Consider the following 24,421-nt stretch of genomic DNA (forward strand, 5'->3'; position numbering starts at 1 on the left):
TAATAATTATTCTATTTATATTATCGGACTTAATATAAATTTATTTAGAAAAAAACTTTATAATGCAAAAATTACCTAGTGAGTTGCATTATTTCCTTATTAAAAAACTAAAAGTTAAAAACTCCTATTATTATCTGAATTATTTCAGTAATAAAAAGGAGTTTCCCCTATTTTAGTGATTTTATTCTTTCTTGACCTGATACAATACTAGTTATTCTTACACCAAAATTTTCATCTACTACCACAACTTCACCATAAGCTATTTTCTTACCGTTAACTAAAATTTCAACTGGTTCTTCTGCAAGTTTATCTAACTCAATTAAAGATCCATTTGAAAGTCCTAATATATCTTTTATACTTTTCTTTGTTCTTCCAAGTACAACGGATATTTCTAGAGGTACATCTAATATTAAATCAATATTCTTATGAGGTACTCCTGTTGCTTCATTTCTTAAAGGCTCAAAATGTGCTTGATGAACTTCTACTGGTGGCATTTGTGGTGCGGGTTCTCTGTATGTAACTGGTTCTTCGTATGTATAATGCGTTTCCTCAACCTGTATGTTTTTAGGTGGAGTTTTTTCTAAAACTTCTTGTTTAACTTCCTGCGGTTTATCCTCTTCACCCATCATTATGGCTACTATTTTTTTAGCAGTTTGTATAGGTAAAATTTGCATTATACTTGAATCTACTAAATCACCTATAGTAAGTCTAAAAGAAACTTTAACTACAGATTCATCATCATTCATACCTTCTGAAAGTTTATCGTCTGGATTCTCCCAAGTTTTAGATGTTGGAGGAGATATATTAACTTCTCTAGCAAACATAGTTGCCATTGAGGTTGCAGCGGAACCTATCATTTGATTCATAGCTTCTTGAACAGCTGATATCTCAAGCTCTGATAAAACCTCCTGAGTAACTGTTCCATCTCCACCCATCATAAGATTAGCTATAACAGATGCATCAGAAGTTTTCATAATAAGTATGTTTCTTCCTACTATACCTGATGTATACTCTACTTCTAATATTATGTTAGGAGTTTCAAAACCATTTTTAATTTCATTTACTGTATTTATACTTACTACAGGAGTAGTAATATTTACTTGTTGATTTATTATTTGTGATAGCGCTGTTGAGGCAGATCCCATTGAAATATTTCCTATTTCCCCCAACAAGTCTTTTTCTATATCTTTTATGATCTCTTCATCATTACTTCCTAGATCAGGTGAAGGATCGCCGCCACTTCCATTTAATAGCGAATCTATTTCTTCTTGAGAAAGAAACCCATTACTCATCGTCTTCCACATCCTTATCTAAAATATCTAGAATAGATACACCTATATTTTTTCCTACTATACCAGGCTTTGCATAATAACTTGCTTCATTTTCTACAAACACTTTGACAGGTTCAGTAAATCTATTGTCTAGTTTTATAATATCACCTTTAACTAACTTTAAAAAATCATCTATATTTAAATGGGTTTTTCCAAGTTCAGCTGACACTTCAACATCCACAATATTTAATCTTTCTTTCACCTTTTCTTGAGTATCATCTGAATCTTCTTCAGATTCATTTTTAAACCAATATTGTACTACTAGTTTGTCAGAGATTTTCTCTAAACTCATATAAGGTATACATAAATTAATAAAAGAACTATTTTTACCAAGCTCTACTGAAAAAGAGATTAATGCTACTGGTTCAGTAGGCGCCAAAGTTTGATTTAAGGCTGGATTAGTTTCTAGACCCTCCACTTTAGGTTCAACTTCCATTATATCTTCCCAAGCAAGTTTTAAGTTAGAAATTAATCCAGTATTAACTTGTTTTATTATATTTTTATCTATATCCGAAAACTCTTTAGTTGAATAATATTTTCTCTCACCATTACCACCTAAAAGTATATCAATAACTTGATATACAAACTGTGGATTGGTTTCAAACAAAATGTTTCCGCTTAGTGGTGGCAAAGTGAAGATAGTTAGCAATGTAGGATTAGATATCGAATGTATAAATTCTTCATAGGGCACTTGTTCTACAGTTTCTAAAGTGACTTTAACGTTTCTTCTTAACTGAGCACCTAGATAGTTTGCAATTATTCTAGAATAGTTTTCATGAATAAGTTCTAGAGTTCTAATGTGCTCTTTAGAAAACTTCTGAGGGCTTTTAAAGTCATAAAGTTTAACTTTTTGTTTCTCTTCATCCCTTTGTAGCTCCTCAGGTTCAAGTTCCCCTGTAGAAAGTGCAGATAACAAGGCATCTATTTCACTTTGAGATAAAACCTCTGCCATGCTTTTCCCTCACTTTATTATGGATTCAATAATTTATTTATATCAATTATTGTTACTATTTTATCCTCTAGATTTAGTATTCCTTTTATATATCCTTGACCTTTTGAAGAATCTAGCTTTTGCATAGTAGTCTCTTCAAGTTCAATAACTTCTTGAACAAAATCAACGGTTATTCCTATTTGTTCACTTTCAATGTCTAATATGATTACATTAGACTGTTCACTTGTTAAATGATTATTTTCAAGAAGTAAATTTAAATCTAATAAAGATATTATGTTACCTCTTAAATTTATTAATCCTTTTATGTATGATGGAGCATTAGGAACTTTAGTTATCTCCATCATATCACTTATATTTTGAACATTTAGTGTTTCAACACCAAAAAACTCTTCACCTAATTTGAAGACAACAATTTGCATAGGTATCCCCTCCTAAAAGCTAACCAATAGCCTTTTTAATCGCTTCTAGCACTCTCTCTGCTTGGAAAGGCTTAACTATAAAATCTTTTGCTCCAGCTCTTATAGCATCCATAACCATGCTTTGTTGACCCATTGCTGAACACATGATAACTTTAGCACCAGGATCGAAAGCCTTTATTTGTTTTACAGCTTCTATTCCATCCATATCTGGCATAGTTATATCCATTGTAACAACATCTGGACTTTCTTTCTTATAAAGTTCAACAGCTTTTAATCCATTGTTAGCTTCTCCAACAACTTCAAAACCGTTCTTTTCTAAAATATCCTTAATCATCATTCTCATAAAAGCAGCATCATCAACTATTAATACTTTTGACATTTACATTACCTCCGTAATTAGATTACACCTATTGCACCTAATATTTTTTCTAATGAACCAGGCATTGGTAAGAAGTAAAAATACCCTCCAGCCTCATTGTTTTTTCCTGTTAAAAATTTTGTTTCTATTTCTAGTATGTTTTCACTATATTGTGCAGCCTCAATCAATGTAGATGATAGAATCGCACTTAGCATATCATGAGCCATTGCTGGTACAGATGCCATAATTGATAGATTGGTAAATTTACTTATGGCATTCATGTAAGCTCCTGATATTATATTTCCAACTTCACAAAGAGCGGAATTTCCCATTTCTGATAATAACAAATCTTCTGAACCAAGTAAAGCTTCAACAATTTCTTTTGCAGATTCTTTTTCAAAAATAAACAGAATATTTCCCGGGCAATCTCCTAAAACTCTTATTAGTATGCCCAAAACTTCTTTTTCTTCTGTAATATTAGTAAAAATATCTTCAAAATTAATTATATTAACAAAAGGAACAGTCATATCTATTTTTTTATTCACTAATTGAGAAAGCGCAGTTGCAGCATTTCCAGCTCCAATGTTGGAAACTTCTCTAATTGCATCCAACTGTAAAGGGCTTAATTTACCATGTTCCATCTTATACCTCCTACCACTCTATTATAATAAAGCGGCTACATCAAGTATTAAAGTTACAAGTCCATCACCTAGGATAGTTGCTCCTATGTACTCTTCTAGTGATTCTAAACTCTTACCGAGTGGCTTAATTACAATTTCTTGTTGTCCTGCTAAAGAGTCCACTAGTAAGCCAACGGTTTTTCCTCCAACTTTTACTATAATAACAAATTTCTTACCTTCTTCTCTACTTTGAATATTAAGTTTTTCATTTACTCTTACAAGTTGAATAACTTGATCTCTGTAGATTATAACTTCTTTTCCATTAGTCTTTTTAATATTTTGTTCTTTATAATCAATAACTCTATCAATAAAGCCTAAAGATATGGCAAAAGTCTCTCCTCCTACCTTAACTAGAAGAGCTTGTATTATTTGTAAAGTTAGTGGAAGTTTAATTATGAAAGCTGAACCTTTACCAACTTCAGAAACTACTTCAACAGTTCCTCCAAGTGCAGATATCTTTGTTTTAACAACATCCATACCTACTCCTCTTCCAGATATATCAGTAACTACTTCATTAGTTGAGAAACCTTGAGCAAATATAAGATTTCTAATATCTTCATCACTCATTCCATCGGTATTTATACCAACTTTTTCAGCTTTAGCTTTTACTTTAGCTACATTTATGCCAGCTCCATCATCTTCAACCTTTATAACAGCCTTTGTACCTTCTTGATAAGCTACAAGTTTAACTGTTCCTATAGGATTTTTACCACTTGCAATTCTTTCTTCTTTACTTTCAACTCCATGGTCAGCAGCATTTCTAAGTAGATGAATTAGAGGTTCTCCTATTTCATCTATTACTGTTCTATCTAACTCAGTTTCAGCACCTTCTATTACGAAGTTTATTTCTTTGTCAAGTTCTACTGAAACGTCCCTTATCATTCTTGGGAATCTATTAAATACAACATCTAATGGTAACATTCTTATCTTCATTACTAAGTCTTGAAGATCAGTTGTAGTTCTTGCTACTTGTTCTAAAGTTTCATTAAGTTCTTGTGACTTGTACTTTAAACTTATTTGCTCAAGTCTAGTTCTATTAATTACAAGTTCAGAAACCATGTTCATAAGTTTATCTATACGATCTAAGTCAACTCTTACTGACTGATGAGTTTTCTTGTTATCTTTAGCATTGTTTTTACTAGTTTCAACTTGTTTTCTTTCAACTTGTTTAACTTCTTGTGTAGCTTTTGCTATCTCTTTAACTGGTACGTCTAACTTTGTATAAGCTGCCTCAACACTACTAACTTCAGAAGTTTGTTCTATTTTACTCTCATCCATATTTACATAGTTAGCTTTTACACTCACAATTTCAGAAATTCCCATAACTAAGTCATAAACTTCTTCTTTAGTTGAATGAGTTAGTAATATAAACTTTAATACAAAGTCAAAGTTTTCTGACTCTATATCTTCTGTACTTGGGAAAGATTTAATAATCTCACCATGTTCCTCCAAGTCTTTAACAACTAAAAATGCTCTTGCAGACTTTAACAGAGTTGACTCACTTAAAGTTATAACTAAACTAATAGCATTAAAGTTCTTTTCCTTAGCTTGCTTAATTACTGATAAGTCGTACTGATTTAGTTCTAATTCTTCTTTAAACACTTCAACAGTTTCTTCTACTACTTCCTCTACTACATCTTCTACTACTTCTTGTTTAGTTCCTATAGACTCTAAATCTTGTATTATAGAACTAATATCTATCTGCTCATCTACACCATCTTGGATGTTGTTTATCATCTTTTCAAGTGTATCTAGACAAGCAAAAAGAACTGTTACTACGTTCTGAGTTACTTTTAACTCTCCCTCTCTAAACTTAGAAAGTACATCTTCCATTTTATGAGTTAACTCTGCTACATTGGTAAATCCCATAGTAGCTGCCATTCCTTTTATGGTATGAGCAACTCTAAATATTTCATTTAATTTATCCATATCTCCTGGATTTTGTTCAAGCTCTAGTAAAGATTCATTTAACATTTGTAAATTGTCAAAGGATTCTTCTAAAAACATTGATAAATATTGCGATGTATCCATGTTATCCTCCTTATAGTTTTCTATATATAAAAGTAGACGCTTTTTCAAAACCATATTTTTTATAATCGTAAATAGTTTCTGTAGCTCCTACAAAAAGTAGTCCTCCCTTTTTAAGAGACTCTGCAAACTTACTATAAATAGCTTCTTTAGTATCATTATTAAAATAAATGACAACATTTCTGCAAACAATTAAGTCAAAGTTTTTTTCATAAGTCCCAAGTATTAAATCATGTTTTTTAAAAGTTACCTTCTTTTTTATAGAATCATCTATATAGTATTTATCGTTAACTTTCTTAAAATATTTATTTAAATCTGAAGGACTTACGTTTTTCATTTCATTATCAGTGTATTCACCCTTATTAGCTTTACCTAAAATAGTAGTATCTATGTCTGTTGCTAAAAGAGTTAAATTCCCTTTATAATTTATATTTTCTGCAATCATTGCAAGAGAATAAGGTTCACATCCTATAGAGCAAGCTGCACTCCATATTTTTAAGGATGAGCTTTTAGCAAGGTCTTTTTTAAGTATATCTTCTAGTTGTTTAAACATCTCAGGATTTCTAAAAAATTCTGTTACGTTAATCGTAATAAAATCTAAAAATCTTTGTTTTTGATTAGGATCTTTAGATATTAATTCTTTATATTCCTCAAGATTTCTAACTCCAACTCTATTCATTAAACTTTCTATTCTTCTATGCAGCTGGTTAGGTTTATAAGCGGATAGGTTTATTCCTATATATCTATGAACCCACTTTTCAAATTCTAAGAAATCCATGGCGCCTCCTAATTTTTACTGACTATTTTTATTATACTGTCTTTTATTTGACTTAAAGGTAACACCATATCTACTTTTCCAGTATCGTAGGCTGCTTTTGGCATTCCATATATGGTACAAGTACTTTCATGTTCTGATATAGTTATTCCACCTGCATCTTTTACTGCAACAGTACCTTTTGAACCATCCCTGCCCATTCCAGTTAAAATTACAGAGACAACATTTCCTCCATACACTTTAACCGCTGAAAACAATAAATTATCTACTGCCGGTCTTACTCCCCATACAGTAGGCTCTTCATTTAAATGGATTCTCTTATCTACACCAACTTCCATGTGATATCCTGCTTTTGCTATATATATCTTATTTCTCTCAACTATCAGGCCATCTTCTGCTTCTATTACCTGCATATTAGAATTTTCATTTAATCTATCTGCAAAGGCTTTAGTAAAACCTTTAGGCATATGTTGAACTACAAAAACCGGAACATTTAAATCTCTTGGAAGTAGGGGAAGAACACTATATAAAGCCCTAGGGCCTCCTGTTGAAGCTCCTATTAAAAGTGCCTCCACTCTTTTTTTAGAACTTGTTACTCTTTCTATATGTACTGGTTCAACTTTATGTTTTATAGTACTTATCTTCTTGTTTACAGACTTTGTACTTCTTATCTTTTGTATTAAATCTTCTCCAACTTTAGTAATATCTAAAGATATAGATCCTGATGGTTTTGCTACAAAATCATAAGCTCCCAGTCTTAAACAATCCATGGTCAATCTTGAACCATTAACTGTTAAGCTACTTAACATTATCACCGGTGTAGATACTTTTCTGCCTTTTAATTCTTTAAGAGTTGTTACTCCATCCATTTTAGGCATTTCTACATCTAAGGTAATAACATCAGGTGTGAATTTATGTAATTTTTCTAATAAGTCTTCTCCATTTCTGGCAGTAGTAATAACTTCTAAATCATCCTGCTCATTAATAATATCTGATATTATTTTTCTCATAAGAGCTGAATCATCAACTACTAAAACTTTAATTTTATGCAATTCAACCAACTCCATTATATTTCTTTAGTTTCTTGTCCTATGGTTCTCACTATGACCACTCCATTTTGAGGATCTACAATCATAGTTCTTCCTTTATTTCCGCCTACATCTGAAGCAATTATTGGAATTTTAAGTTCTCCTAATGATTTTATTACAGCTTCAGCATTTCTTTTTCCTATATCATTTATCATAGTTTTATCTGAAAAGTTAAACATGGACGCTCCTCCGACAATTTTTGCCTTCAGGTGTCTTATAGAGCAACCTTCTTTTTGCATCTTGTCCATAAGTATTGGGATTGCTAAATCTGCAAACTTATATGGATTAGTTACATTTTTAAAACTTTTACTATCAGGAAGCATTATGTGCGCGAGTCCAGCTATTTTTTTTATATTGTCATATAGAGCAATACCTATACAAGAGCCTAATCCTATAGTCATAATTTTTCCTGGTGGATTAACAATATTTAAATCTGCAATTCCAACCTTTATCTCATTGCTCTGCATTTTACGCCTCCTAAAAAATTATCTGATTTTCCTCTTCAGTTAAAACTTTAGAAAGATTTAATAGAATAACAATCTTATTATCTTCTAATTTTATTAATCCTTCTATATATCTTCCAGAAATAGCTGATGTAATTGCTTTAGACATTTCAATGGACGATGTATTAATATCCTTAACTTCATATACATTATCAACTAATATTCCAAATTTATTTGTTTGTTCCTTTGTTACTACTATCTTAGAATCCTGATCATTACTAGACTGAGGATTTAAAGAGAATTTCTTTTTCAAATTAATTATTGGAAGAATACCAGTTTCGTAATTTATAACCCCTTCCATAAAATGAGGAACATCTGGTATCAAGGTTGGTTTTTCGAAACCTAATATTCTTTCAACATCCATTATGTTAATTCCATAAAACTCGTTATTTAAACTAAAAATTAAAACTTTCATCTCAGTAGATGACATAGCAATTCCTCCTATAATACAAACTTATCAATATTTACATCTCCATATTGATCTAAATATCCGTGTACATTTTTACACGGCGCATCAATAACATATTCTCTTTTTCCAAATATAAATTTTGTTCCCATGTATACAACATCAGCATATATATGTCCAGTTTTACTGGTTATTAATGTTGTTTTTCCTCCGCCTTCTGAGCCAACTATCTTGCATTTTATTTCATTCTGCGCTTTTAATGACCCTCCCCTTATAACAGAATTGTTATTTTTAAAATATATACTGCCTTGAGCGGATATATTAGATAGATAAGCGCCTTTCCCTGTAAATATTATATCCCCAGAAGATTCTATATTGGAATCTTGAGTGTAGTTTATATATAAGTTTACAGGAAGCTTTAGTTCTGAACTTAAGCTTTTAATTCTATTATCTAATAACTCTATAATTTCATATAATTCATTATAACTTTTTATTTCGCTAACGCCTAGAGAAAAAAGTTTAGTTTTCAATAGTTGTTTTATTTTTTCATTTTCTTCTCCATTTATACTTTGGTTCACTAATAGTATTCTTCCCTTACTAGATAATGTTTTAAATTTACTTTCTAGAAGGGTAAGTATTATTTCACCATCTCTAACGCTTCCAACATTTAAGTTTCTTTCTTTTATTTGGGTTATAACATCTATTAATTCAGATAAATCCTCTCTTATTCCCTTATATAAGTACACTTCATTCATTGCAATAGTATTATCTCCTCCTGCAATGACTCGTCCTCTTATTACAGTTCCTTTTAAGGTCATCTCTCCCTTTGAAGTTAAAAAGGCGCCCTCAACATTTTTTTCAACTATTAATGAATTTCCTGCACTAACAGTCATTCCATCCTTAATGTTGCCCCTTACATGCACATCTCCAATAAAATGTATATTTCCACTTTTTACATCAACATCAATATCTTGATTGAAAACTTTATATACATAAAATACTCCACCTTTAACGCAAGGTCTTCCATCAGTAGATGAATATGCTTTATTATCTTTAATGTAGCAGCCTTCTCCAGCTTTTAAGTTAATTTTATTAAATGTTTTTCTTTTTTTTGCTTTCCCAAAGATATCAATACCATCTTTCCCTTCAGATCCCTGTATTATCTCCCCTAAGGGTTGATTAGCTTCAATATTTGCTATATCATAAAAATTTCTGTAATCAACCTTATCTAAATCTCCATGCTCTTTTGACTTAGTCTCTTCAGCAAAAAATATATTAATCCTATCTCCCACATCATCAATAGCCTTTAATCCTTCTGCTACTGTTATTCCTTCTACTATTTCTTTCTTTGTAAGTTCTTCTATTACATCCTCTTTTATACCAAAGGTTATTCCATTACTTTTTAAAGCGTCTTTTATTTCTTCTTTAGTAAATTTAGGTGGGTAGGTTTTTTCTTTTTCAACTATTTCAATATCTATGTTATAAGTTCTTTCACAATCTTTAATAGAGTAATTAATTTCCGGTTCATAAGTAATCCATAAATTAGCTTTCATATTATCATCTGAGGTTTCTATATTTAAAATTCTTTTAGCTTCTTTTTTTTCTATATGGTAGTATAAGTTGTTTTCTTCTAAAACTTTTATTTTATTAAAAACTCTTTCCTCATCTACAAAAAATTCTATGGTTTCTGGTATGTTTACTAGTGCTGGTTTTTTTTCATTTTTAGGATTCTCTATTAAAAACTTTCCGTCAATAATAGAAACATATCCTTTATCATCTATGATTTCCTTTGGTGTTACTTCAAGCTCTATACTCTTTTTAAACAAACCTTTTTTTTCATTAAGTATTCTATAACTTAATCGTTCTATAGGTAAATTTAATTCGTCACAAGCTTCCTTTAAAGCATTTTCCAAAGTATCACTTTTTATTACAATTCTCTCCATAAACATACCCCTTTCAACAAGACAAGTATACCATAATTAGCTAAATTTATAAATTACTTTTATTTGCATTAACATAAGTATTTATCTTATCATCGTATGTTTTTATCAAAACCTTTATAATCTCATTAACATTTGAATTAAATATTCTATCATTAACCGAAGTAATTGGTAAAATTTTAGGAGATGTACCTGTTATAAATAGTCCATCTAATCTATCTAAGTCTTTATAATTAACTTTTTGCTCTTTAAAATCTATATTGTTTTCTAGGCATAGTTCTATAATTTCTCCTCTAGTAACACCTGGAAGTACAGCTTCAAGAGGTGAAGTTATAATCGTATTATTTTTTACCATAAAGATGTTAGATCTACTTCCTTCTGTTACATCCCCATTTCTATCCACTAATATAGCTTCGTAGGCATCATTTTCTTTTATTTCTTTATTAACTAAATCCCTAAAACTATCATTAACTATTTTTGCATTAGGATTTGTTCTTTCTCCAAAATACAATATAGTTTTAACGCCTTTTAAATATTGTTCTTCTGTAGGATAACTATGAGGTATAAAAAATATCTTAAGTTTGTTATCTTCTGTAGCCTCTATTGTTATTTTTACATTTCCATCTTTAACTTTATTAGTTTTTGAAAGTTCTATTATAGAGTTTTTTATCTCCTCATCCTTATATGGATTTACCTTATCTATTATTTTAAATGAATTATTCATTCTTTCTAAATGATTTTCTAAAAAAAGAGGCACTCCATCAATTATTCTCAAAACCTCATATATTATAGTTCCTTTTGGTTCTTCAAAATCTTTTGATAATTTCTTCAGATTATTTTCTATAAAATATTCATGTAAACAAGGCATGTGTATCAACTCCTAAATATTAGTTTTAGATATATTATAGCTCTTAATTGTTAAAATAAAAGGTGCACAATACGATTTTTTCGTATTCTGCACCTAAAAATTCTTAAGCTAATTCATCTTGATAGAATTTTGATACTATCTCGAATTCATTTTCATCTTCTACAGGGATTAGAGATTCATCTGTATCTGCTTTCATTAAGAAAACCGAATCATCATTTGGATCTTGAATTAATGCATACACATTATTCTTTAAAGCCTCTTCACTACCTGTATATTCAAAGCTATCTACAACATCAAATGATACTATATTTCCATTTTCATCTTCAAAATCAACTACTAGAGTTTCTCCTTCTTCATGATCATGGTCGTGTCCACATCCACAGCTTTCTTTTTCTTCACCTTCGCAGCCGCATTCACAGCCATTATTTAATTCTTTATCTGTCATATTAATTCCTCACCTTAACTAGTTATATACTAGCAAGTATGAGAAGTCACCTCCTTATATAAAAATGGTACTCTTTTCATTTTAACCGTAATATCTAAATATTAAAAGAAAAATTTTAATTTTTCTTAAATAATTATTTATTCCTCTTCAAAAGCATCTAGAAAACTATGTTTAACTCCACCTTTTTCCCATCCTAATATGGAATCCATAGCTACATTTTCTGCTGCTTTAAATATTGATTTATCAACATTTTCAAAATTCTTCTTTAGGTTTTCTATAAGTTCTTTTATTTCATATCTCTTATTACCTGTCTTTTTAGCTGCAACCATACAAGCGCAGTTAAGAGGCCATATTCCTGAACCTTGAGTAAAGTTTTGTATAGACTGTTCTTCTATGTAATACATGGGTCTAATAAGTTCTATTCCTTCGAAGTTTTTAGCCTTAAGTTTAGGTAACATTGTTTTAAAATTACCTGCATATAAAACATTTAGCATAGTTGTTTCTATAACATCATTAAAATGATGACCTAAAGCCAGCTTATTGCAACCAAGTTCCTGTGCTTTTGAATATAAAGATCCTCTTCTCATCCTAGCGCACATATAACATGGATATTCCTGTGCAATTCGATCTACAACATCAAAAATTCCTGATTCATATATCTGTACAGGTATATTTAAGTGGTTGCAGTTATCTATTAAAAGTTCTTTTATATTTTCATGGTACCCTGGGTCCATAGCTATAAACTCAAGCTCAAAATTAACTTGCCCATGTTTCTTAAGTTCTTGAAAAAGCTTTGCCATAAGCATAGAATCCTTGCCTCCTGATATGGCTACCGCTATCTTATCTCCTTCTTCAACAAGTTTATAATCCTTTACTGCCTTTATAAACTTAGTCCAAATCTTTTTTCTATATTTCTTAATTAAACTTCTTTCTATTTCGTCTAGTGGTTTTCTTTCATTAAAAGGTACTAATATTTCACAACCTTCTCCTGCTGTTTTACTCAAGTTTTTCACCTCTTTATTTTTATAACGGTTCTAATCTTTTGTTATTATAACACCATTTTTTTTATTTGTCCTGACTTTTTTAGTTGAGAACTGAAAGTTGAAATTTGAGAATTAAATGAGAACTAAAAGTAGACAGTTGACATCTGAAATTTCTCATCTGTCAACTGTCCAAGTTTATCTTATAATTATTAACTTACTCTATAGTTACTTGTAATCCCCTTAAGTATTCCTGACTTCTTAAGATAAGAAAATAGAGGAACTCCTACTAAAGTTACAACTACAAACTCACCTAAACCTACTTGGAACATTGTTAATGCAAGTGGAGCTTGCACAACATAGTACAACATGTACCCTATCATAACACCATTAATTATAGTTGGCCATAAAGATGCAATAACTGTAGCTAGGCTTTGTTTTTTTATAAATCTCATTGTATAACTCATAAGTACTAAAGATATAAAGGTTGCTAAAGTTCCAACTACTATATCCATCATCCCATATGGTCCTAAGAGGTTAGCTAAAAAACACCCTAAAGTTAATCCTCCTATATAAAATGGATCCAATAAAACTAATAACACCATAATCTCTGATACTCTAAATTGTATAGGTCCATAACTAATTGGTGCTAAAAAATAAGTTAGTGCTGCATATAGTGCTGCTATAAGTGCTGAAAATACTATTCTTCTTGTTTTCATACTTTCCTCCAAAAAAATTATTTTGAAAGCCTGGGAATTAAAAAGGTGGCTGCGCCACTTCGCTAGGGAACCCTATGGTTCCCTTCGACGACACTGCGTGCCTGAGCACCCTCCTTAAGAGGCAGGGGAACACAACTTCCCCTGCACCCCTTGCATCTTTTTATTGAATAGGAAGAAAATCCTTTCCTATCCAATAAAAAAAGCCATAGAAATATAACTATATTTCTACGGCTTTAAGTCAACAAAAATAAATAGGAGAGATAAATCTCCTACTACATGTACAACTTAATGTATTAATGCCGTAGTTTTGTTTTAAGGCAGGAGGCTTCCGAACTGCCTTTGTTAAGTTTACTTTCCTATTATATGTTATGATTACCTTAAAATCAATATTTTTTAAATAGCAATTTATTACTTTATTATAGAAAAAGCTTGAGTTTTGTTTTGATTAACAAAACTCAAGCTTTTTCCTATTTCTTATTTTTATTTGCTACCAACTCTTTTTCAAATTCTTCCACTGCATTTTTTGTAAAATTACCTACTCTTACCCACTTAACGCCTTCACTATTGCTGCCTTCATACACTTTATGCTTCAACCTTACCACTCCTTCCAGGATAATTACTTATAAAGCTACTACCTAGAATTAGTATTCCTCCTATTACAGTGTTTATGCTTATTCTTTCACTTAAGAAAAGTGCTCCAAAAATCACCGAAGAAACAGGATCAATGTAACTTAATACTACTATTTTATCTGTAGCTACATCTTTAAAACTTGAGAAGTACAGCATGTACGCAATCCCAGTATGTACAACTCCTACAAAAAGCAGTATAACTAAAGTCAACCCATTCTCAACTCTAAAGTTTCCTCTAGTTACTACTAGTGGAAGCAAAATAACTATACTTAAAACCATTTGTATTAATGTTCTAATAATATCATCTATGTTATTAAGTTTCTTGTTCATTAAAACTATTAAAGCATATATAATAGCAGCAGCTAATGCAAAAATCATTCCTTTTATATGATTATATTCGCCTGAAGTTTCTCCATTAGAAATTAATATCAATGCTAATCCTGATATAGCTACAAATACTGAAACCAAACTTTTAAGTTTAATTTTTTCTTTAGTTATTATAGGAGAAAGCAAAATAGTAAATGCAGGTGCCAAGTAATAAATCAAAGTTCCATTCCCAACTGTTGTATACTTATATGACTGGAATAAAAATACCCAGTTTAGTCCTAAAAGTAAACCTAACATAATTAATATAAAAATTGATTTTTTATTACTGTTTTTTAATGACTCTATAATAGGTTTTTTAAAATAAAATTTATTTATCATAAAAATAAACAAACTTCCAACTACAGCTCTTGAAAATGCAATCTCAGTAGAGCTAAGAGGTATATTTTTTACGAATATGCCCAAACTTCCCCAAATTAGCATAGCCCCTATTAATTTAAAACTACTTTTTTTATCCAAAAATATTACCCCCATTCTTAATTATCCATTTTCAGCTAACTCTAGTAATTTGTCAACAAAAAAGACTATCACAAATTTGTGATAGCCTTAAACTTTTAATTATCTCTCTTCCCTAAAGTAAGGTAAACTTAAAGACTTAGGTGGTGAGTTCTTTTTGGATTTTTTACTTGAAATTATAACTAGAACTACTATAGTAACCACATAAGGTAACATACTTAAAACATATGAAGATACTATAGGATTAGCTATTCTAAATCCTACTATATCAAGTCCTCCAAATAAGTATGCTCCAAGTAGAGCCTTATATGGATTCCATGCAGCAAATATAACTAAGGCTACAGCTATCCATCCTCTACCTGCTGTTATATTATCTGCCCATACTGGAACATATACTAATGAAAGGTATGCTCCACCAAGACCAGCTAAAGCTCCTCCAAGAAGTATGTTAACATACTTATATAAACTTACATTTATACTTACAGCATCTGCTGCTCCTGGATTCTCCCCAACTGCTCTTAAGTTTAAACCTACTCTAGTTTTGTATAAATAAATCCCAACCATTATAGTTAATACATAAGATATATAGATAAAGGTATCATGATTGAATAGTATATTTCCTAAAAAAGGTATATCTCCTAATACAGGTATCTTGGTTTCAGCAAAAAAACTTTTAACACTATCAGGAACAACTTGGCCTACAGCCTTTTGTCCAAGCAATGAAGATACTCCTGTTCCAAATATAGTTAAAGTTAAACCTGTAACAACTTGATTAGTTCTAAATGAAACAGTTAAAACCGCATAAATTAAACCACCAAGTGCCCCTGCTCCTGCTGCTGCAAAAAGAGCAAAGATAGGATTTCCTGTTTTATACCCTATTAAAAATCCAGATATAGCTCCTAAAAGCATCATACCTTCTACCCCAAGATTTAAGTTACCAACTTTTTCACATAAAATTTCTCCCAAGGTAGCTAATAAAAGAGGTGTTCCTGCAATTATCGCTGCATGTAAAAATGATTGAACATTCATTATTTCACCCTCCTAAAGTCTATTCTATATCTAACAAACATTTCACTAGCTAAAACACAAAATAGTATAAGAGCTTGAATAACTGAAGCCGCTGCATTAGGAATTCCAAAAGCAGTTTGTATATAAGCTCCACCTTGAGTAAGTCCTGCAAATAGTATAGAAACTATTACTGCAAATATAGAATTTAGATTAGATAACCAAGCTATTATTATAGCAGTATTTCCTGCTCCATTTGTAATTTCTGTAGATAAAGTCTGACTTACAGCAGAAGCTTGTATAAATCCAACAAGACCACATAAAGCTCCACTTATAAAAACTGCTTTTAATATGGTTTTATTGATATTTATTCCTGCATACTTTGCAGTATTAGTACTATCACCTAAAACAGCTATTTCATACCCCATTTTACTATGCTTCATAAATATATAAAAAACTACTACAATTATAAGTGCAATTATCCACCCTATATGTACTCCAAAAACTCTAGGTAATATAGCATTATCCTGAAAGTTAGCTATTTTAGGAAAACCCATAGCATTTTTGTCTTTTAATAAATCAAACTGAAGTAAAGTTATAAATTTTAGTGCAACATAGTTAAGCATCAATGTTATTATTGTTTCATTTGTATTAAAATAAACTTTCAAAACTCCAGCTAAAGCCGCCCATAATCCTCCGCAGATTATAGCTGCTAAACACATAACTAATAGAAGTACAGGTTTTGGAAGTGAAGTTAAGTTTAAAGCAACTATAGTTGCTCCAAAAGCTCCCATAAATATCTGACCTTCTCCACCAATATTCCAAAAAAGCATTTTAAAGGCTACACCTACACCTATAGCTGCTATAAGTAGTGGTATAGCTGTTATTATAGTTTGTCTTACTCTATTCGCTGTACCAAATGCTCCTTTAATCATTCCAGAAAATACTTCAATAGGATTATGTCCTAAGGTAACTAAGAACAATCCTGCAATAACTATAGCTATAACTATAGCCATAACTCTTATTCTAATACTTACAGATTTATTTATATCTTCTCTTTTAACTAATCTCAAAGTTTTATCCTCCTCTAGGCTTTGGCTCCTACCATCATGAGTCCTAATTTTTCTCTAGTTGCTTCTTTGCTCTTTATAGTTCCACTTACATTTCCATTACATATAACCATTATTCTATCGCATAATTGCATAAGAACGTCTAAGTCTTCCCCAATGAAAAGAACAGCAGTCCCCTTCTTTTTAGCATCGTTAATTAAACTATAAATAGTAAAGCAAGTATTAATATCTAATCCTCTTACTGGATAGGCCATAACTAAAAGTTTAGGATTAACACTTAGTTCTCTTCCTAATAATATTTTTTGAATATTACCGCCAGATAAGTTTTTAATAGGATAATGAATTGACGGTGTTTTTATTTCTAGATGATCTTTAAGTTCATGCGCTTTTTTCTCTATAGGTTTTCTATCTATTAATAATCCTTTTTGAGAATAATAAGACTTTAACAAAAGATTATCCACCATATCCATAGAGCCAACTAAACCCATACCTAATCTATCTTCTGGTATAAAACTCATGCTTATTCCTTTTTTAACAAATTCTCGAGGATTTTTACCAGCTAAATTTTCTCCATCAAATACAATAGCTCCATTTTTAACTTTAGTAACTCCAGCTATAGCTTCACAAAGTTCTTTTTGCCCAGCTCCAGCTATACCAGCAACCCCAAGTACTTCTCCCGCTTTAATATTAAAGGATATGTTTTTAATTGCTTCTATTCCTTCTTCACTTAAAACGGTTAAGTTTTCAACCTTTAGAAGTTCTCTTCCTTCTTTAACTTCAACATTTTCTATAAATAAGTCTACTGCTCTTCCAACCATAAGTTCAGTTAACTCTTTAGGAGTCGTTGCATCTTTGTGAAGAGTTTTTATACTTTCACCTTTTCTTAAGACTGTTATTTTATCACATATCTCCATAACCTCATCCATCTTATGTGATATAAATACTACAGCACAGTCCATTTCTTTCATTCTTCTCATGATTTTGAATAGTTTTTCAGTTTCTTGAGGCGTAAAAACAGTAGTAGGTTCATCTAATATAAGTATCTTAGCTCCTCTATAAAGAACTTTTAGAATCTCAAGGTTTTGCTTTTCTCCTACAGACATGTCTGATATATACTTATCTAAATCTATATCCAAATCATATTTTTTGCATATATCTATAATATCAGCATCTGCTTTTTTACCTTTACTAAATAGCCCTTTTTTCATACCTAATAGTATGTTTTCTCTAGCAGTCATAGCTTCTACTAGTTTAAAGTGTTGATAAATAGTACCAACTCCTGCATCCATAGCTTCTTTAGGAGAAGTAAAGTGCACTTCTTTTCCATCTAGCTCTATAGTTCCTCCATCTGGTGAGTAAACTCCAGATATAATACTTATTAATGTACTTTTTCCTGCACCATTTTCCCCAAGTAGTGCATGAATTTCTCCTTTATAAAGTCTAAGATTTACGTTATTATTAGCAATTACTTTTCCGAATCCTTTTGATATGTTTTTCAACGCTATTACTGGTGTATTATTACTCATTTACGCCTCCATAAAATTAAAACTGAAGAAATTTTACTCTCTTCAGTTCTATTATTTTTAATCCTTAGATTAGTTGCTTGGAATAGTTCCGTCTACTCCTTGAACAAACCAGTTTATGTTCCAAACTTCATCGTCTGTTAATGTTTGACCTTCTTTAACTTTAACTGCACCGCTTTGATCTTTTATTGGACCTTGGAATATTACATTGTTTCCTTCTTTTATCTTAGCTTCTGCTTTTTCTACTGCTGCTTTAGCTCCTTCTGGTGCTAATGAAGTTAATGGTGCAAGAGAAACTATGTTATCTGCGTATCCGCCCCAATATTTTTCTGATTTCCAAGTACCAGCTTGAATAGCTTTTATTTGACTTACATAGTATGGACCCCAGTTCCAAACAGCTGATGTCATGTTAGCTTTTGGAGCGGTATTGCTCATATCTGTATTATATCCTAGTGAGAATACACCTTTAGATTCAGCAGCTTGTTGTGGACCTGCTGTATCTTGATGTTGTGCTATAACGTCTGCCCCCGCATCAATTAATCCTAAAGCTGCATCTTTTTCTTTAGCTGGATCATACCAAGTGTTAGTCCAGTTAACTTTAACTTTAACGTTTGGATTTACTGATTGAGCGCCTAATGTAAATGCATTTATATTTCTAATTACTTCTGGTATTGGGAAAGCTCCTACAAAACCTAATGTATTTGATTTTGTCTTCATTCCTGCTACAACACCATTTAAGTACATCATTTCATGAATTTTACCAAAGAATTGTCCCATATTGTCTGCTAATTCATATCCTGAACAGTGTAAGAACTTAACATCTGGATACTTTTTAGCTGCTGCTAATAAACCATCTTGGAAACCAAAACTTGTTCCTACTATTACAGTAGCACCTTGGTCTACCATATCATCTACAACTTTTTCTACTTCAGCTTTATCTTCTGCAACTGATTCTTTGTAAATTGTTTTTACACCAGTTTCTTTTTCAAGATAAAGTCTTCCTTCATTGTGAGCATAACTATAACCACCATCACCTATTGGTCCTACATAAATAAAACCTACTGTTAAATCTTTCTTGTCATCCTTTTTACCCTCTGTACCTGAGCTGCTACATCCTGTTAATACTAGTGCTGCTGCTATTGTAGCGCTTAACATTACTTTAAGGAATTTTTTCATGATTTTTCCCCCCGAAAATATTATTTTTATTGTTTTGCTTAAGGTTTCTTTAAAACAAAAAAATCCTGAGCAACTATACTGCTCAGGAATGCATAATAAATATTGCCAAAAAAACACAGACAATAACCATTATACATTCGTAGTCAGGCAGTTTACGGCATCCTGGTAGAAACGTTTGAACCATATCATCAAACATATACGAAATGAATAATAACCTCTTTATTAATACGAACATTCGTATTAATACATCTTATATTTGTATGTTACACTCTCAGAGGTTAAAAATCAATATTTTTTTTCAAAATAATTATTTGTATTTATTTTGAGTTTATTTTTTAATAATCTATTAAAATGAAATCATCTTCATTTTACATATTCGTTTTTAAGTAACCTTATACTTATGGTACTTAATGGCATTTAAGGAAACGTTAATTTTAACCCTCTAATTCAATAGTTATAAGGCAATGATCGGAACTAAAAATATCATTTAAGATCTCAGCGCCTTTAACCTTACACGAAATACTACTCACTATCTTTTCCTCCTACTAATAATTATTATCTATAGAATAAATTATATTATAAGTATTCTTCGCTATTAATTAAAATGATATAATAGGGACAGTTAAGTAATTTTATCAAGGAGGAAAAATTATGATAAAAAATGACTTTAATGATAATGTAGTTTCCGAATTTTTAATGATAATCCCTAAATTAGAAGAATTAGATATAGAAAGCTTCAATAAAGATATTGCTGAATTATACAAAAAATACACCGGTTATAATTACTTAGTTATAGAAAACCTTCCTTATGAAGAGATAGTTAATTTATTAAAACCATCTAGAATAGAAGATTATACTAGATTACTTATTGTCGCTACCTTAATATTCCTAGAAGGTATTAAACTAGAGGATTATTTTAGAATGATGAAATCTTACAATATATTTAATACTTCTATAGAAAAAGGATTAGATACAAAAGAAAGTACGTTTAAAATTGTATTCTTAAAAATTTTAGAAAGCTTACGCGATTTTGAACTTCCATCTACTCTATATTATCAAATTTTTAATCATTATAAATACATGGGTGAGTATGCTAAAGGGGAAGATTGTTTATATGAATTAATAGAGTTAGACTCTTCTTATCAAAATCACCTTCAAGAATATTATGAATTCCTTTTAATATTAGATGATAATGAACTTGAAAATGGTGGTCTAAATAAAGATGAGGTTGAGGAATCTTTAAGAGAACTTTAAAAATAAAGCAATAGTTAAAAGTATATTATCAGTACTTTTAACTATTGCTTTTAATTTAAGTCTTAGTTTTTCCAGCTTCCTTTTTCAAGGACTCTAGCCATCATTACGCCCATAAGTGATGCCATCATAAGACCTCTTGTCCATCCACTAGAATCTCCTAAACAATATAATCCTTCTATATTACTTTTAAAGTTCTCATCTATATTTATTTTATTACTGTAGAACTTTATCTCAGGTCCATATAAAAGAGTTTCATTAGATGCAAAACCAGGTACAACAGTGTTCATAGCATCTATAAAATTTAAAATATTAGTCATTGTTCTATAAGGTATAGCAGCAGTTAAGTCACCTGCAACAGCATCTGGAAGTGTATACTTCACATTAGTTCTATCAAGTTCATGTTGCCAAGTTCTTTTTCCTTCTAATATATCTCCATATCTTTGAACTAATATCTTACCATTACCAAGCATGTTAACTAGTTCTCCAACCTTTTGTCCATATTCTATTGGTTTATCAAAAGGCTCCTTAAAGTTATGAGAGCTAAGTATAGCTAAGTTAGTGTTTTCTGACTTTTTGTCCTTATAAGAATGTCCATTAACTATAGCTAAGTTATTATCATAGTTTTCTTGACTTACAAAACCACCTGGATTTTGGCAGAAAGTTCTTACCTTATCTTTAAAAGGTTTTGGGTATCCAATAAGTTTAGATTCATATAAAACTCTATTAACTTCATCCATAACTTCATTTCTTATTTCAACACGCACTCCTACATCTACAGTACCAGCTTTATGACTAATATTGTGATCTACACACATATCCTTTAGCCAATCTGCACCTTTTCTTCCTGCAGCCACTACAATGGTTTCTCCATATATAATATCATTTTTTTCTTTCTTTAAAGAATCTGTAGCTAGTACACCTTTTATTTTATTATCTTCTATAATTAAATCCTTAACTAAGGTATCAAATCTTATTTCTACACCTAACTCTATTAATTTATTTTGTATTTTTAGATAGATGTCTTGGGCTTTTTCTGTTCCTAAATGTCTTATAGGACAATCTACTAATTTAAGTCCACCTTCAATTGCTTTTTTTCTTATTTCTTTAACTTCTTTTTCGTTGCCTACTCCTTCAATCTTTGAGTCTGCACCAAATTCTAGGTATATTTTATCTGTATAATCAATATATTCTTGTGCATTAGAACTGCCTACTAAATCTGGTAACTCTCCACCAACTTCATAACTTAAAGATAACTTACCATCTGAAAAAGCACCTGCTCCTGAAAAACCAGTAGTTATATGACAATATGGTTTACAAGATACGCATACTTTAGTCTTATCTTTAGGACAATGTCTTTTATTAATACTTTTACCCATCTCTAAAATCAAAATTTTCTTTTTACTTTCTTGTTTTACAAGCTCTAAAGCCGTAAAAATCCCAGCTGGACCTGCTCCTACAATAATCACATCATACATAGTATTATCCTCCGCTTTATTTCGCATAGTTTAATGAGATATATCCTTCCCCTGTATGCAAAATTCTTTATACGAATATTATTTAATATTCTTGGGATAAAGTTCTCCCCAATAGGAGAGTCTATACCAAATAATATAAAAATGCAATACTTTTGCGTATATTTTTAATTATTTTACTTGTAAAATTCGTACTATGTCTTTAATTGCTAATTTTTATACCGAATATCTACCTTAAACTAGGAAATAATACTATCAAACAACAAACATAGGAGAATTATCATGAAAGAAAAAGCTTCAATTTTTAAGAAATTATTATCATTAGTTACATATGCGAATAATAACGAAGAGACTTTTTCTCTTAGAAATCCATTAGTAGAAGATACAAAATTGCCTCCTTATATAAAATCAAAAGATATGATAAATGAAAATCAACCTATAAAAACGGATTTGTCTTCTAATATAAAGTTTATTGAAAATAGTTTTTACCTTCCTACAAATAAGGGAGTTATAATTAGACGTTTCAACTTGGGCAATAGATATGAAGGCTTTTTAGTTTATCTAGACGGTATGGCAGATTCCAAACTTTCCGGTGAATTCATATTAAAGCCTCTTTTTAATTTAAATTTTGAGGATTATCTTAGTTCTGAAGACTTAGAAAATAAACTTAACAATGTAGTAGAAGTCAACCGCATAACTAAAGCTAATATCCCTAAAGAAATAATCTCTTTGATACTAAATGGAGATACTGGAATATTTATTGATGGTTTTAAGAATTATTTGTTTTGTGAGACTAGAGGATTTGAAAAAAGAAACATAGATAAACCAACTATTGAAGGTTCAGTAAAAGGCTCTCAAGAAGCTTTCACCGAAAGTCTTCTCTCAAATCTTTCTTTAATACATAGACTTATAAAAGATACGGACTTAATAGCAGAAAGATTAGTTTTAGGTGATAGATGCACCTCTAATTGTGCCGTTATTTATATTAGGGATTTAGCTAATCCAACCATAGTTGAAGAAGTCAAAAGACGGCTTAATAATATAAGTACAGATTTTATATTAAATAGTGGCATACTAGAGCAGTTTATAGAGGATTCACCAAACTCAATTATCCCAACTACTTTATCTACAGAAAGACCTGATAGAGCAGTAAGTCACATAACTGATGGCAGGGTTGCAATAATTTTAGACAACTCACCCTTTGCTATTATAGTTCCTGTGACATTTTTTACGCTAATAAGAACTACAGAAGATAAAGCCGTTAAATGGCAGTATGGAATTTTACTAAGATTAATTAGGATTTTTGCTGTCACTGTAGCAACACTTTTGCCTGGACTTTATATAGCTACAACAAACTTTCATATAGAAATGATTCCAACAGCTTTATTAATAACCATTGCACAATCTAGGGAAAATGTTCCTTTTCCTACTGTTTTAGAAGTAGTTTTTATGGAACTAGCCTTTGAACTTATTAGAGAAGCTGGTATAAGAATTCCTGGAATAATAGGTAACACCATAGGGATAGTTGGTGCATTAATTTTAGGGCAAGCAGCAGTTCAAGCCAATATAATAAGTCCTATATTAATTATAATAATATCATTTACTGGCTTAGGAGGCTTTTCTGTACCTGACTTTAATCTATCTTATGGTTTACGCATAATAAGGATTATTTTTATAACTTTAGGGGCTTTTTTCGGTTTTTTCGGTATATCTTTAGGATTAGTAGTCGGATTAGCATTAATATCAAACATTAATTCTTTTGGTGTTCCTATGCTGTCAGACATAACCCTTAGAAAAAAACAAAGCAGTAAATTATTAAGAGTACCTATATGGAAAGAAGAGTTTAGACCTAAAGAAATTCAACCTATAGATGAACGAAAAGAAGAGACTCTTTCTCGTAAATGGACTAATAAACCTTTAGGTAAATTGACTAATAAATATAACAAAAAGGGGCGCTAA

At 30.7% G+C, this 24,421-nt stretch carries 24 protein-coding genes and 1 riboswitch; of the genes, 2 read left to right on the top strand and 22 right to left on the bottom strand.

Annotated features, from left to right (window positions below; all coding sequences use genetic code 11):
* Positions 1 to 167: 167 nt before the first annotated feature.
* The 21 genes from fliY to P8F83_RS11855 all read right to left on the bottom strand — a co-directional run bounded on the left by fliY (position 168) and on the right by P8F83_RS11855 (position 19,736).
* The gene (fliY, locus tag P8F83_RS11755) at positions 168 to 1,292 is read right to left on the bottom strand and encodes a flagellar motor switch phosphatase FliY (protein WP_326514731.1); all 1,125 of its coding nucleotides are present in this window, start codon (positions 1,290 to 1,292) and stop codon (positions 168 to 170) included.
* Positions 1,285 to 2,283: a flagellar motor switch protein FliM gene (fliM, locus tag P8F83_RS11760; protein ID WP_021800891.1), complete on the bottom strand. Its 999-nt coding sequence runs from the start codon at positions 2,281 to 2,283 to the stop codon at positions 1,285 to 1,287. Before fliM ends, fliY begins: the two co-directional genes overlap by 8 nt.
* Before the next feature lie 17 nt (positions 2,284 to 2,300).
* A complete protein-coding gene (locus P8F83_RS11765) occupies positions 2,301 to 2,702 on the bottom strand; it encodes a chemotaxis protein CheW (protein WP_021800890.1) in 402 nt (133 codons plus the stop codon).
* A 19-nt stretch (positions 2,703 to 2,721) separates the two neighbouring features.
* Positions 2,722 to 3,081 carry a response regulator gene (locus P8F83_RS11770; protein WP_021800889.1) on the bottom strand — a complete coding sequence of 120 codons (360 nt, stop codon included), beginning with the start codon at positions 3,079 to 3,081 and terminating at the stop codon, positions 2,722 to 2,724.
* Positions 3,082 to 3,098: 17 nt separating this feature from the next.
* Positions 3,099 to 3,701 (bottom strand): chemotaxis protein CheC, encoded by a 603-nt coding sequence (locus tag P8F83_RS11775; protein ID WP_021800888.1) that lies wholly within the window; start codon positions 3,699 to 3,701, stop codon positions 3,099 to 3,101.
* 21 nt (positions 3,702 to 3,722) lie between these two features.
* Positions 3,723 to 5,771, bottom strand: coding sequence for a chemotaxis protein CheA (locus P8F83_RS11780; protein WP_238902603.1), 2,049 nt, complete (start codon positions 5,769 to 5,771; stop codon positions 3,723 to 3,725).
* Between the two features lie 10 nt (positions 5,772 to 5,781).
* The gene (locus P8F83_RS11785) at positions 5,782 to 6,546 is read right to left on the bottom strand and encodes a CheR family methyltransferase (RefSeq protein ID WP_326514732.1); all 765 of its coding nucleotides are present in this window, start codon (positions 6,544 to 6,546) and stop codon (positions 5,782 to 5,784) included.
* Between the two features lie 8 nt (positions 6,547 to 6,554).
* A complete protein-coding gene (locus tag P8F83_RS11790) occupies positions 6,555 to 7,595 on the bottom strand; it encodes a protein-glutamate methylesterase/protein-glutamine glutaminase (protein WP_326514733.1) in 1,041 nt (346 codons plus the stop codon).
* 14 nt (positions 7,596 to 7,609) lie between these two features.
* Entirely contained in the window at positions 7,610 to 8,098 is a 489-nt protein-coding gene (locus P8F83_RS11795; protein WP_326514734.1) for a chemotaxis protein CheD, read from the bottom strand.
* 10 nt (positions 8,099 to 8,108) lie between these two features.
* Positions 8,109 to 8,564, bottom strand: coding sequence for a chemotaxis protein CheW (locus tag P8F83_RS11800; protein ID WP_021800882.1), 456 nt, complete (start codon positions 8,562 to 8,564; stop codon positions 8,109 to 8,111).
* Between the two features lie 11 nt (positions 8,565 to 8,575).
* Positions 8,576 to 10,483 carry a FapA family protein gene (locus P8F83_RS11805; protein ID WP_326514735.1) on the bottom strand — a complete coding sequence of 636 codons (1,908 nt, stop codon included), beginning with the start codon at positions 10,481 to 10,483 and terminating at the stop codon, positions 8,576 to 8,578.
* Positions 10,484 to 10,529: 46 nt separating this feature from the next.
* A complete protein-coding gene (locus P8F83_RS11810) occupies positions 10,530 to 11,348 on the bottom strand; it encodes an aminotransferase class IV (protein WP_326514736.1) in 819 nt (272 codons plus the stop codon).
* 103 nt (positions 11,349 to 11,451) lie between these two features.
* Positions 11,452 to 11,793, bottom strand: coding sequence for a DUF1292 domain-containing protein (locus P8F83_RS11815; protein ID WP_326514737.1), 342 nt, complete (start codon positions 11,791 to 11,793; stop codon positions 11,452 to 11,454).
* 137 nt (positions 11,794 to 11,930) lie between these two features.
* On the bottom strand, positions 11,931 to 12,797 hold the full coding sequence (locus tag P8F83_RS11820) for a tRNA 2-thiocytidine biosynthesis TtcA family protein (protein WP_326514738.1): 867 nt from the start codon (positions 12,795 to 12,797) through the stop codon (positions 11,931 to 11,933).
* Positions 12,798 to 12,985: 188 nt separating this feature from the next.
* On the bottom strand, positions 12,986 to 13,504 hold the full coding sequence (locus P8F83_RS11825; RefSeq protein ID WP_420022613.1) for a QueT transporter family protein: 519 nt from the start codon (positions 13,502 to 13,504) through the stop codon (positions 12,986 to 12,988).
* A 455-nt stretch (positions 13,505 to 13,959) separates the two neighbouring features.
* Positions 13,960 to 14,085, bottom strand: coding sequence for a hypothetical protein (locus P8F83_RS11830; protein WP_275299511.1), 126 nt, complete (start codon positions 14,083 to 14,085; stop codon positions 13,960 to 13,962).
* Positions 14,075 to 14,965: a DMT family transporter gene (locus P8F83_RS11835; RefSeq protein ID WP_326514740.1), complete on the bottom strand. Its 891-nt coding sequence runs from the start codon at positions 14,963 to 14,965 to the stop codon at positions 14,075 to 14,077. The genes P8F83_RS11830 and P8F83_RS11835 overlap by 11 nt, the downstream gene beginning before the upstream one ends.
* 99 nt (positions 14,966 to 15,064) lie before the next feature.
* Entirely contained in the window at positions 15,065 to 15,991 is a 927-nt protein-coding gene (locus P8F83_RS11840) for an ABC transporter permease (protein WP_073018580.1), read from the bottom strand.
* Positions 15,991 to 16,983, bottom strand: a complete 993-nt coding sequence (locus tag P8F83_RS11845) for an ABC transporter permease (RefSeq protein ID WP_326514842.1) — start codon at positions 16,981 to 16,983, stop codon at positions 15,991 to 15,993. The genes P8F83_RS11840 and P8F83_RS11845 overlap by 1 nt, the downstream gene beginning before the upstream one ends.
* Before the next feature lie 71 nt (positions 16,984 to 17,054).
* The gene (locus tag P8F83_RS11850; protein WP_326514741.1) at positions 17,055 to 18,563 is read right to left on the bottom strand and encodes an ABC transporter ATP-binding protein; all 1,509 of its coding nucleotides are present in this window, start codon (positions 18,561 to 18,563) and stop codon (positions 17,055 to 17,057) included.
* A 69-nt stretch (positions 18,564 to 18,632) separates the two neighbouring features.
* Positions 18,633 to 19,736: a BMP family ABC transporter substrate-binding protein gene (locus P8F83_RS11855; protein ID WP_326514742.1), complete on the bottom strand. Its 1,104-nt coding sequence runs from the start codon at positions 19,734 to 19,736 to the stop codon at positions 18,633 to 18,635.
* 120 nt (positions 19,737 to 19,856) lie between these two features.
* Positions 19,857 to 19,958, bottom strand: a riboswitch (purine riboswitch).
* 429 nt (positions 19,959 to 20,387) lie between these two features.
* Between P8F83_RS11855 and P8F83_RS11860 the strand changes: the two genes are divergently transcribed.
* Positions 20,388 to 20,990: a DUF6483 family protein gene (locus P8F83_RS11860; protein WP_326514743.1), complete on the top strand. Its 603-nt coding sequence runs from the start codon at positions 20,388 to 20,390 to the stop codon at positions 20,988 to 20,990.
* A 62-nt stretch (positions 20,991 to 21,052) separates the two neighbouring features.
* Here the strand turns inward: P8F83_RS11860 and P8F83_RS11865 are convergent, their stop codons facing one another.
* Entirely contained in the window at positions 21,053 to 22,465 is a 1,413-nt protein-coding gene (locus P8F83_RS11865; RefSeq protein ID WP_326514744.1) for an NAD(P)/FAD-dependent oxidoreductase, read from the bottom strand.
* Positions 22,466 to 22,744: 279 nt separating this feature from the next.
* Here P8F83_RS11865 and P8F83_RS11870 point away from each other — a divergent pair, with 279 nt between their 5' ends.
* Positions 22,745 to 24,421, top strand: a complete 1,677-nt coding sequence (locus P8F83_RS11870) for a spore germination protein (protein ID WP_326514745.1) — start codon at positions 22,745 to 22,747, stop codon at positions 24,419 to 24,421.

Source organism: Clostridium intestinale, from assembly GCF_035905475.1.
Lineage (GTDB): Bacteria > Bacillota > Clostridia > Clostridiales > Clostridiaceae > Clostridium_T > Clostridium_T intestinale.